This is a genomic window from Neolewinella persica DSM 23188 (assembly GCF_000373105.1).
GTDB classification, from domain to species: Bacteria; Bacteroidota; Bacteroidia; order Chitinophagales; family Saprospiraceae; genus Neolewinella; species Neolewinella persica.
Genome location: NZ_KB890428.1, coordinates 100,543 through 112,727, shown reverse-complemented (window position 1 = coordinate 112,727; position 12,185 = coordinate 100,543). Strand labels below are relative to the sequence as shown.

The 12,185-nt window shown below is 53.4% G+C and carries 1 protein-coding gene; it reads left to right on the top strand.

Features of this window, described 5'->3' with window-relative positions; genetic code table 11:
* Window positions 1-846: 846 nt before the first annotated feature.
* Entirely contained in the window at window positions 847-12,009 is an 11,163-nt protein-coding gene (locus B036_RS0111660; RefSeq protein ID WP_083926191.1) for an SdrD B-like domain-containing protein, read from the top strand.
* Window positions 12,010-12,185 lie beyond the last annotated feature (176 nt).

The window sequence follows — 12,185 nt, the reverse complement described above, 5'->3', positions numbered from 1 at the left end:
GAGTTCACCGCTTCTAAGAAGATGGTGGTGGTTAAGTAAACTGCACATACCGGACGCTCAAAGGTCCCCTAGGGCCGCTTTGAGGTCCTTGTACCGAAGCCCCGCTGCTCCTTGATGGAGTGGCGGGGCTTTTTTATTTAGCTGTATCCGGTTCTTCAGGAGTTGTACATACGTTGGGACGTTTTTTACTTGCTACACTGTCAGACTGTTTTATTTTAAACACTGAACGTTCTCTGTTACTACCAGCTCCTGCATTGGCTGGAAATGGTGTGCCCGATAGCCAATAAGAAATACAAGCTGTATGGCATAAAGGCTGAGGAACATCAAAACACCCTTTGAATAAAAAATGCTGGTTAACCATCAATTTTATTAGTCCTGGGTACTATTTATTCAATTGTACCCTCTTCTGTCCCCCCTCCTTTTTGTAAAAATCAGGTTTAAATTATCAGTTTTGTCTATTGAAAAGAGCACTGTCCTGTTGCTTTTCAAATTTATGTCTATTGTTTTAATTGTCTCTCATTACATAAAGCCTTCTCATGGAATTCAAACCTGTCTTTCCCCTATTCCATCTTTTTCGAGTAATTACCTTTTGACTTAGCCCCGATAGGCTAAGGCGTCTATCGGCGGCTAGGTAAACTGGTTTACACCAGCGATAGTGTATTCGAAAATGGCCCTTAAATGCTCACGCAACAATACTTCTGGTAGCGGGCCAATTACTCCTGCGGAAGTTTGGATACTGATATTTAAATCTACAATACCAAGACTTTATACTATTGGCGCTGTCTTTTCCGATTGATGGAAATGCATTTAGCCAATTTTTTTGCTTACTCATGAAACGACCTAAAAATGAATTATTCTATTAAGACCTGGTTGATCAAACCAGGACCTGATAAGCTGATAGTAATGCTACGAGCAGTAGGGCTATTACTATTCTTATCCACGACTTCACTCCCCCTACTTTCAGGGCCTATTCAGGATTGGCATATAGGAGATAATCCTTTTGTACAGACACTAATACCACTCAATCATGAGGAGTATTATGCCGCCCCTACCCTACCTGAATGTGAGGAGGGTGTCGCATTAATGCTGCCCCAGCCCTTTGCCCCCTGCGACCAGACGCCCGACACGATTCGGGTGAATATGGGCGGCGGGGATTTAGGCCCGGATGCCGAGGGGCGCGAATGGACGTCCTATACGGCCTTTAACCTGCCCGGAAGTACCTACGCTAATGGTGCTGCCGCCAGTAATGCCGACAACTCCGATAGCCCCCCCACTTCCAGCGTGGAATTATACGCACGGGGACAGTTCGATCAAACGCTGGACATGCACTTCCCCGTGCCCAACGGGGACTATACCGTGGTGCTGCACTTTTCCGATAACGCGAGTTTTACGGGCCAACGCGTATTCGACATCACCCTGGAGAATACCAAAGTAGAGGACGACTTTGACATCTTTACGCAGGCGGGCGGCCAATACGTGGCCCTGGCACGGGCTTACGACGTAACGGTGGACGGCAATGACCTGAGCGTCTTGTTGGTTTCCGAAACGGTCAACGCCATCATTCATGGCATTGAGATCATCCCGAAAAGCAGCGCCGTCCTGACCAAGTCCGTCGACCTGGACGTAGACGTGACGGGTTGTTATTTTGCGAATGGTGAATCCAGCGCGACGGTCCAGGCCCGGGTCAACTGGAACAACGCCGTTCCCGGCGACGTGGTCAACATCAGCCTGGGTGGCGTCACCCGTACGATCCGGCCCGGTATGATTACCGTAGCTTACGCGGGTGGATATTTGGGTAGACAGGTCATCGTATCTCCCCAGGACGTATCCTTCGAAGTGCCCGCCGACGGGGCTGCCGGAATGATCACCGCAAACTTTAATGGTGACGTAACGTGCGAAACAACGGTCCCCTTTACCGCCCCGGCGGCTTGCGAACCCACCACTTGTGCCGGCGGTTCAGGAGTAGTCGGTGGTTACGCCTTTATCGATAATAACCGCGATGGAATCAATCAGCCAGGAGAGTTATTGCGGGAGACTGGCGTTGCTGTGAGGATATACGGCAGTGATGCTGCCGCGAACAGTACTCTGGTTGCCTCCACTACCACGGATGCGTTTGGCAACTATTCCTTCAGTGGCCTCACCGACGGGGAGCGCTACCGGGTAGAATTTGACTTCCCGGGTGGTGCTGGCCTTGACCAAACGGTTAACGGGACCTCTAACCGCACCTCCGTACAGTTCGTTACCGCCCCAACCTGCGGTGCCCTGATCGGCATTACGGACTCGGAGGTTTTCTGTCAGGATAATCCTCAAGTACTGGTGCCCTGTTACGTTAAGGGTAATCACTTGGGTAGTGGTGCTAACCGCTCCGCTTTAGTTGGCTTTCCCTATCTGTCTAATGGCGCACCCGCAAGTGGCCCGATCACCAATTATGCGACCATCGGTGCGGTCGGTGCACTGTGGGGAATGGCGCACGATAAACACCGGGACGTGATGTACTCAGCGTCTACCATGAAAAGGCACAACGGACTGTTGGACCGCCCTACGGCACCAGCCGAGGGGATGCTGGGGGGCATCTTCGTAACGGACATGACCGCTCCCCCGGCCTCTTCCACCAGTTTCCTGGTCGACCTGGAAGCGATCGGAGCCGAACTGGGATTTATTGGGAATGACGTAGCGCGCGGGCTTACGCTCAATTTTGGGCCAGACACGGATGCTACCGCTTTTGCCAAAGTAGGAAAGGCAGGCATCGGAGACATTGACGTGACCCCTGACGGTAATTTCCTGTTTTACACCAACCTATTCGAGCGTAAGCTGGGCCGCGTGCGGATGGACGACGACGATAACCCCTCCACCCCGTATACGCCGGTAAGCGGCGACCTCGTGGAGTTCGACCTGCCCGCGGTCGCCTGCGCCGGTTCCGGTACGCTCCGCCCCTGGGCATTAAAAGTCTATCAAGGTAAGGTTTACGTCGGAGCAGTCTGTGACGCAATGGGTGGTTCCAAAGGGGACCTGCAAGCCTTCGTGTTTTCTTTTGACGTCACCTCTGAAGCATTCGACGCCACTCCGGCATTCGATTTCCCCCTCACCTACCCTAAAGGTTTTCCTGCTGGAAACTTAACCAGCACCTTCGAAGACCGAACGGGCTGGCACCCCTGGACGGATGACTTTTCCGACATTCGGCAAGGGTGGCCAATTGCTAATAATTGGATTATTCTTTATCCCGTCCCCATCCTTTCCGACATTGAGTTCGATATCGACGGTGCCATGGTACTTGGCTTTATGGACCGTACTTCCCAACAGATTGGTTACCTTGATCTTGACCCTTCCGGAGGACCGACTCCCTACAATATTGTAGCCGGAGGTGATGTCCTACGTGCCTATTTTTCCAACGGTAATTTTATTTTAGAAAACAATGCTAAAGCCGGTCCTGCCACGGGTTACGGGCCGGGCAACAACCAGGGCCCCGGATTGGGCGAATTTTACAATGATGACTACGCCCCTAATAACCCAGCACACGCCGAGTCTTTTCTTGGTGGCTTGGCCCTCCGGCCCGGAAGCGGCGAAGTAATGGCTACCGCACTTGACCCGACGCTAACCACCAACACCAATGGAGTTCGACGATTAAGCAACACCACGGGGCAAACCACCGCTGCCTTCGAGATCGTCAACAGCGTATCCGGTACTAACCGCAAAGGCAACAGCCTCGGCGACCTAGAGCTCGCCTGTGCCCTATTGACCGAAGACGTCCAAATCGGTGGTTATCTCTGGACCGACACCAACCCCGACGGCATCCAGGCCTCCGTGGAAACGCCCATCGAAGGCGTCACCGTCCAACTCTTCGACCCCGTCACCGGCGACCTGCTCGCCACTACGACGACGGACGCCAACGGCGAATACTACTTCACCGAAGGGGACACCAATACCCCCGGGGGACAGCCCCTGGTGCTCGACCCCAATACCTCTTATGAAATCGTGTTTGGTAGCGGACAGTATGATACCACCACCGGCGAACTGACCGTTGGCGATAATGTCTATATGCTCGGCACCCCTGCCGTCGGCCAGGGGCCAGACAATACGCTCAATGATTCCGATGGCGTGCCCCTGGCGGGTACCCCGCCGAGCACCCTGGGTTCCTTCGCGGGCTTCCCGTCCATCAGTGCCACTACGCCCAGCGCTGGCGGCGTGGACCATAGCTTTGACGTTGGCTTTAACCCGATTTGTAACCTCGTGTCCCTCACCGCCAGCGCCAGCGGCTGTAATTCAGACAACAACGGCCACAATGTGGCCGGTACCATCAGCGTGACGGGTGCCCCGACTTCCGGCACCCTCACCGTCATGATCCCCGGTTTCGGCGGTGGGATGCAGACCTTTGACGCGCCCTTCACCAGCCCGATTGATTACTCCATTGACGGCGTTGCCTCCAACGGCCTGGAACGAAGCGTGATCGCAACCTTTAGCGAAAACGGCGGCATGTGCGCTAATACAGTGATGTATCTGGCGCCGGAGCAGTGTTTGAGTTGCGTTTGCAATAACTTCATCTATCTGAATGAGCCGGGTGCCGGTACGGTCCTGAAATTCCGGGTGGAAGCGGACAGTACATTAACCCTGGTTAGCGATCCTTTTGCTGCGGGCATTGGCAGCCCACATGGCCTTGGAATAGACAATAACGGATTTATCTACGTCGGCTCCTTTACTACCGGTCGGATTCATAAGTACTCCTGTGACGGTGATTTTATCGAAATACTCCCAGCGAGTATTACCGTTCAGCAGCAAAATACGGTCGTTAAGGGGAATTATCTTTACACTACTTTCAGTAACTCTCAGTTTGTCCAATGTTTTGATCTTTGTACCTATCAACGGGTCGGTTACCTCGATTTTGCGGGTACCGGAGGTTCCTGGGGCTTATCGGAAGGAGAAGATGGCAACCTATACGTAGCCGGTGGTTCAGGGGGGCAGCCCGTTATTGTCTATCAATTTCCGCCGGACCCCGCGCTTTTCAAGCTGACGGACATCACGGTGTACGATACGCCCTACTGGGACACTAACCCAGGCTTGGTGGGTAATCTGACCGGCATCGACGTCGATGAATTCGGAAACGTTTATTTAGCGATTATTAACCAGGGAACGGTTTACAAAGTGGCTCCCGACGGAACCATCCTATTTCAAGTTACTGACCCAGGCGTTGGTAACGGCAGCGGATGGGCCAATGCCTTCGGCATTGTCTATAACCGGGAGACCCAACAATTGTACACCAGCCAGAACAATGCCAATGAAGATTGTATCGCCGTTTTTGACGCCGCCGATCTTACTTACCGAGCGGACCTGATCGTGCCCGCAAATCCTCCCCTGACGGGTAAAGGTATCGGCATCCTCCAGGAATGCTGCCCTACCCTGGATTCCGTTCGGGTGGATACCACCATCTGCGCCAGGGCCGGCGTCTCCTTCGAATTGAACAAATTACTGCCTTGCTCAGGCCTTTGTGCTCAGCCTACCCCCAGCGGTGGCTGGACCAGATCGGAAGGTACCGGCGGTACCTTCAATGAATGTGACCTGTCCTTTACGGTAGATGAATTGACTACCTCCTCCTGCTTCAAGTTCAGCGGTGGTTCCATCGGAGGGGCATGTTTCCCCTACGTGATCGACATCTGCTTCAACATCGTGGACATGACGCCACCAGAAATAGCCGGTAATGCTTGTAGTGATCCGGCCGGAGAGGAGTTATCCGTTTCCGTCCTTTCTACCGGCGTAAGTAATATTACTTACCAGTGGCAGCGCAGCACCATCGGCTGTGTCGGTTTCCTGGACATCCCCGGCGCGGTGGGCCTGACCTACACGCCCACCAGCCCGGCCCAACGCACCTTCTACCGCGTCAAGGCCACCTCTCCCGACGGACTGGAGTGCGAACAGTTCAGTAACTGCCTGCGGGTGGAGCTGGATACGATGACGACCACGATGTTTTGTGACGGCGGCACCAACTCCGTTACCTTCAACGCGGCGGATGACCTTACCGACGTCGTCTGGTTCAACGAAGCCGACGTAGAAGTAGGTACCGGTGCCTCCCTACTGGTCTCCGGGCTTACCCCGGGCCTAGAAGACGGCCAGGAGAACTTCCGCTACACCGCCCTGGACGCGGAGGGCGAACCGTATCCTTCCGCCTGTCCTTTCCGGGTAGTGACTTCAGTTGTCTCCCTTACTGCCAGTGCAGGCAACTGCGACAACGATAACAACGGCCACAACGTTGCCGGCACTATCACCGTTACGAACCCGCCCACCACCGGTACCCTCACGATCATGATCCCCGGCTTCGGCGGCGGGATGCAGACCTTCGACGCGCCCTTCACCAGTCCGATCGATTACTCCATTGACGGCGTGGCCTCCAACGGCCTGGAACGCAGCGTGATCGCTACCTTCAGCGATAACGGCGGTATGTGCGCGGATACGGTGACGTATCTGGCGCCGGAGCAGTGCTTGAGCTGTACGTGTAATAACTTCATCTACCTGAATGAACCTGGAGCAGGTACAGTACTGAAATTCCGCGTAGAAGCGGATAGCTCATTGACACTGGTCGGAGATCCATTTGCCTCAGGTATTGGTAGTCCGCACGGTTTGGGAATCGATGCCAACGGCTTTCTATACATTGGGTCGGCGACAACTCGACAAATCTTTAAGTACACCTGCGACGGTACCTACGTGGAAACATTACCCTTTACGGTATTACAAACGAATACGGTCATTAAAGGCAATTATTTGTACACTACGGTCAACAACGCCAATTTCGTACAATGCTTTGATCTCTGTACTAATCAAAGAGTCGGTTATCTGGATTTTGCCGGCATTGGCCCTTCCTGGGGATTATCCGAAGGAGAGGATGGAAACCTGTACGTAGCGGGGGGAACGGGTATACCGGCACAACCAATAATTGTTTATCAATTCCCTGCGGACCCCGCTTTGTTTAAACTAAGCGGTATTACCGTTTATAATACGCCCTACTTTACGAATAATCCGATGATTACGGGTACTCAAACGGGTGTTGACGTAGATGAATTTGGCAACGTCTACCTGGCAGATATGAACCAGGGGACGGTGTATAAAATTGCTCCTGACGGGACCATTCTCGCGCAAGTTACGGACCCTGTATCCGGAAACGGAACAGGTTTTCGGAATGCCTTTGGTATAGTGTATAACCGAGAGACCAAACAACTTTACACTTCTCAGAATAACCCCAACGAAGATTGTATCGCGGTATTTGATACTGAGCCCCTGGCCTATCGCGGTGATTTGAGAGTACCAGCAACTCCTCCGCTCAGAGGCAAGGGCATCGGCATCCTTCAGGAATGTTGCCCCACGCTCGATTCCATACGCATCGATACCACCGTCTGTGCCACGGCGGGTGTTTCCTTCGAGTTGAACGAACTGCTACCCTGCTCCGGCCTCTGTGCCCAGCCCACGCCTGGGGGGGGCTGGACCAGATCGGAAGGCACCGGCGGTACCTTCAACGATTGTGATTTATCCTTCACGGTAGATGAGTTGACGACCTCTTCCTGCTTCAAGTTCAGCGGCGGTTCCATCGGAGGTGCCTGTTTCCCCTACGTGATCGACATCTGCTTCAATATCGTGGAAATGACCCCGCCGGAGATTTTTGGCCCGGTTTGCAGCGATCCGGCCGGGGAGGAGTTATCCGTTTCCGTCCTTTCCACCGGGGTAAGCAACATTACTTACCAGTGGCAACGCAGCACCATCGGCTGTCTCGGCTTCCTGGACATCCCCGGAGCGGTGGGCCTGACCTACACGCCCACCAGCCCGGCCCAGCGCACCTTCTACCGCGTCAAGGCCACCTCGCCCGACGGCCTGGAGTGCGAACAATTCAGTAACTGCCTGCGCGTAGAACTGGATACTATGACCACGACGACGCTCTGTAACGGCGGCACCAATTCGGTCACCTTCAATGCGGCGGCGAACCTGACGGACGTCGTCTGGTTCAACGAAGCTGACGAAGAGGTCGGTACGGGTGCCTCCCTATTGGTGTCCGGCACGACGGCGGGCCTGGAAGACGGCCAGGAGAATTTCCGCTACACCGCTATGGATGCGGATGGAGCGCCTTATCCTTCTGCATGTCCTTTCCGGGTGATCACTGAGACTTGCCTAGATTTAGGTGATTTACCCCCCAACTACCCAACCTCCCTGGCTGATAACGGCCCGTCTCACGTGCTTGTTTCCGGTCTTGGAATCGGAGCTACAGTTGACGAGGATACTGATGGCGTACCCAGCGCCCTGGCCGACGGTGATGGTGCTGATGAAGATGGTATTACCAACTTCCCGGCCTTCAATCCTGGACAACCAGCACCGATCACCGTAAACGTGAGGAATAATCAGGAGATCCCCGCTGATGCCATCCTATATGGCTTCATCGACTGGAACGGCGACGGCGACTTTGACGATGAGAACGAAACAGTTTCTATTACTGTGCCAGCAGGCACTAATGGAGACGTGATTCTGCCCTTCGAGGTGCCAACTACAGCCGTTCCCGGAATTGACCTCGGTGTCCGGATTCGACTCAGCACCGATACCGGGCTGGGCGCAACCGGGTCAGCGACTAACGGAGAGATCGAAGATTACCTGATTCAGGTTCCACCCTGTACCATCGCTATATCTTCGCTGATGGTTGATTGCAGCGACAATTCCACTTTCATGGTCTCGTTCAGCGTGGACTATGACTTTGGAAACGCAGCCACGGATATGATCCAGGTAACTATTGGCGGCGTAGCTCAAGCCCCCATCGCTACTACTGGCTCATCGGGCTCCATCCCGGTTGGTCCGGTATCCGTTCCAGGCCCCGCTTACGATGTATTGATCGAAGCAGCTTTCGTCAACAATCCGCTTTGTTTAACTAGAATAGCCGCCGACCTCATCGCCTGCTCCGATCCCTGTACGACCGGTTTGGGCGGCACTGCCTTCAACGACTTCGATAACGATGGTGTCGGTCCCGATACCGACACTAACGACGAAGGGCAGGAGAATGTACTCGTGGAAGTGTACGACTGCAACGGCATGCTGGTGTGTGAAACCTACACGGACGCGAACGGCGACTGGAGTTGCCCGATGCTGACGAATACGACCGAGCAATATCGCGTTGAATTCTCCACTCCACTTCAGCCCTACCTTCAGCCGAGTGTTGCAGGAGCGGACAATGGGACCAACACTCAATTCGTCGTGGGAGGAAACTGTGATGTTGATTACGGGGTGATCGATCCGAACGAAAACTGTGAAGCAAATCCATCATTGATGACCAGCTGCTTTGTCTCCGGAGCTACCACCGCTACGGGAGATAACAGTGTACTCATTAAGTGGCCTTACCTCAGTAGTGGTTTAGCTACCGCGAGCCAGACCATTGAAGGGACCAAAGACCAAATGGGTACCGTTTGGGGCCTCGCTTACGCAAGGAATACTCAAACGTTGTTTAGCTCCACCTTCCTGAAGCGCCACGCCGGTCTCCCGGATTTTAACGGCGACAACGAAGGCGACCTGGAGAATATTTACGTTACGGACATCGCTAACGGCGGAACGACACTGTGGCTGGACCTCGGTACACAAGGTATCGATGCGGGCACCATCCCTGACGATGCCGGCCGCGGACTCAGCCTGCCGGAAGCTCCTACCTCAGATTCGCTTGCCTACGGTAAGATCGGAGAGGAAGGCCTTGGCGACCTGGAAATCTCCAGCGATTTCAAAACCCTTTTCTCAGTGAATTTATTCACCAAGGAGTTAATGGTCATTGATATTGCCACCAAACTGGTCACGAACCGCTATCCGATCCCCGACCCAGGATGCGTTGGTGGTTCGCCCCGCCCCTTCGCCCTCAAGTATTATGAAAATAAGGTCTACGTAGGGGTCACCTGTGATGCCAGCGTTTCTCAAGATTATAACAACCTTAGCGCGACCGTATATCAGTTTGACCCCGCCATGCCTGCGAACGGCTTTGTCTCCATTCTGGACATTCCACTGAATTACACGAAAGGTTTCCCAAATACCGGATGTGGTGGAAAAAATCGGTGGTTTGCCTGGTACGACTGGCCTCTCCCGGCTGGGGTCAACCCGAATTGTACGGCTAACTTTGCCTTACCGCAGCCGCTGCTTACCGATCTAGAATTCGATACTGATGGTTCCTTGATTATGGCCTTCGTCGATCGCTACGGCCATCAGAATGCTGCAGTTAATCTTGAACCGGACGGTTCGGATCGGTACGATATGGAAATACTTGCCGGTGGCGACCTCCTACGGGCCTACCTTGATGACGGAACCTACCTATTGGAGTCTGGTGGTACCGCAGGTAACGTTTCCGGCTCAGCTAACAATCAGGGCCCCGGAGGTGGAGAGTTCTACAACGGAGAATTCATTGCCTGCTGTGCCGGCGCTTCTGAAACTGCGGTTGGAGGGGTAGCCCTGTTGCCCGGATTGGGAGAACTGGCCGCTACGGTTTGGGATCCTTTCCGCCCTAACGGTGGCATTGGTGTCAACTTCCTGAGTAATACGAACGGCACGGCTGTTCGTCGGTATGAGATTGGGGAAAGCCCGTCCTTTGGAAAAGGTGGTGGCCTCGGCGACCTGGAGTTGCTTTGCTCTCCTCCCCCAATTCAGATTGGCAACTACGCCTGGGTTGACACCAACGGTGACGGCATACAGAGTCCTTGTGAACCACCCTTGGTTGGTCTTATGGTCAAGCTGTACACAAAACCTGCCTCCGGTGAGCCGGTGCAGGTAGCAAGTACCACAACAGACGCCAATGGCAACTACTTCTTTATCGGTAACGGATTAGACGACGCTACCTGGATCGTATCTGATACCATCGAAGCCGGCGAGCGTTTCTTCGTCGCCTTTTGTGGAGACGAGCCGCTTAACCCCAGCAATAATACCATTCAGGTTGGTGGCGAGAATTACTGTCTGACGCTGGACAATGTAGGGGAAGGTAACAACCCCGACCAGAATGATTCAGATGCGACCCTGCAGCCACTTGGCAGTTTGGGCACGTTCCCCGCCTACTGCACAGTGGCCGGAGAGGTAGATACTACAAACCATAACTTCGATGTTGGCTTCAAGCCTAACCTGGAGTTTGACCTGGCTATTTTCAAGGTCGTAGACGGAGATGCTACTCCCCCTCCCTATGTCTTTGGTCAGGTGGTGAAATTCAATATGGGTATTGTAAGCCAGGGAGAGTTAGCAGCAACCGCTGTAGAAATTACCGACATTATTCCGCCGGGCCTGCATTATGATCCGACTTTCGGAATGAATGCGGCGACTGGATGGGTTGGAGGTGCTGGTGCTTCGGCCGTAAGTCTGGTAATAAACCCGACTTTGGCAGGAATCAACATTACTAACCCGGGGCAATCCCTGGCGCAGGGCGATACTGCACTAGTCAGTATCTGGATGCGGATAGATGAGGTCTCCAATCCTTCTGGTGACGGCGATTACACCAACTACGGAGAAATCAGTTCCGGCACGTACATCGATCCTACAACGATGACAGCCCTAAGGGTTACCTCAGATGGAGATTCCCCTTATGGTTTAGGCGTGGGTAACGACACGGGAGGAGGTGTAGGCACTGATGATGATGACCAAACGCTGGACAACCGTCCTGGCGAAGACATCGACAGTCAGGACCCTGCATTCGTCTTCGTCAACTCCATTAATTGTCCTCCTCAGATAACGTTGGCTGACCCTTTCACTATTTGTTCAACGGGTACGATCACGCTTAACGCAGGGGCAAGTATTATCCCTGAAGATCCCACTGCTACCTGGAGTACGACAGATGGCACTGGTACCTTTGATGGAGGCACCACCTTTTCGACGGCAACCACCTACTCACCAAGTAGTGAAGATGCGCAAAGAGGATCCGTGACTTTAGTCCTTACATCATCAGGTCCGATAGGCTCCTGCCCTCCGGAAAGCAGAGCAGTAACCATTCAAATCCTTAAAGTGGACTGCGGATCGATGTTCTGGGATGGTAATGATTAATACTTTCCATTTTAGGAAATATTAATTATGACCAAGAATTTTAATGGTTATACATATTGATTACGATTAATTCATTTTGTCGTCTTACTTATTTCTGAGTACTGATTTAGCCGCTGGTCAATAGGCCAGCGGCTTTTTTGTGAGCACTATTTAAGATTTATGGGTGAGACCGTTCG

What these genes read in the sequence shown, in the direction of transcription:
- B036_RS0111660 (WP_083926191.1), top strand. Translation starts at nt 847, where the DNA reads ATGAATTATTCTATTAAGACCTGGTTGATCAAACCAGGACCTGATAAG.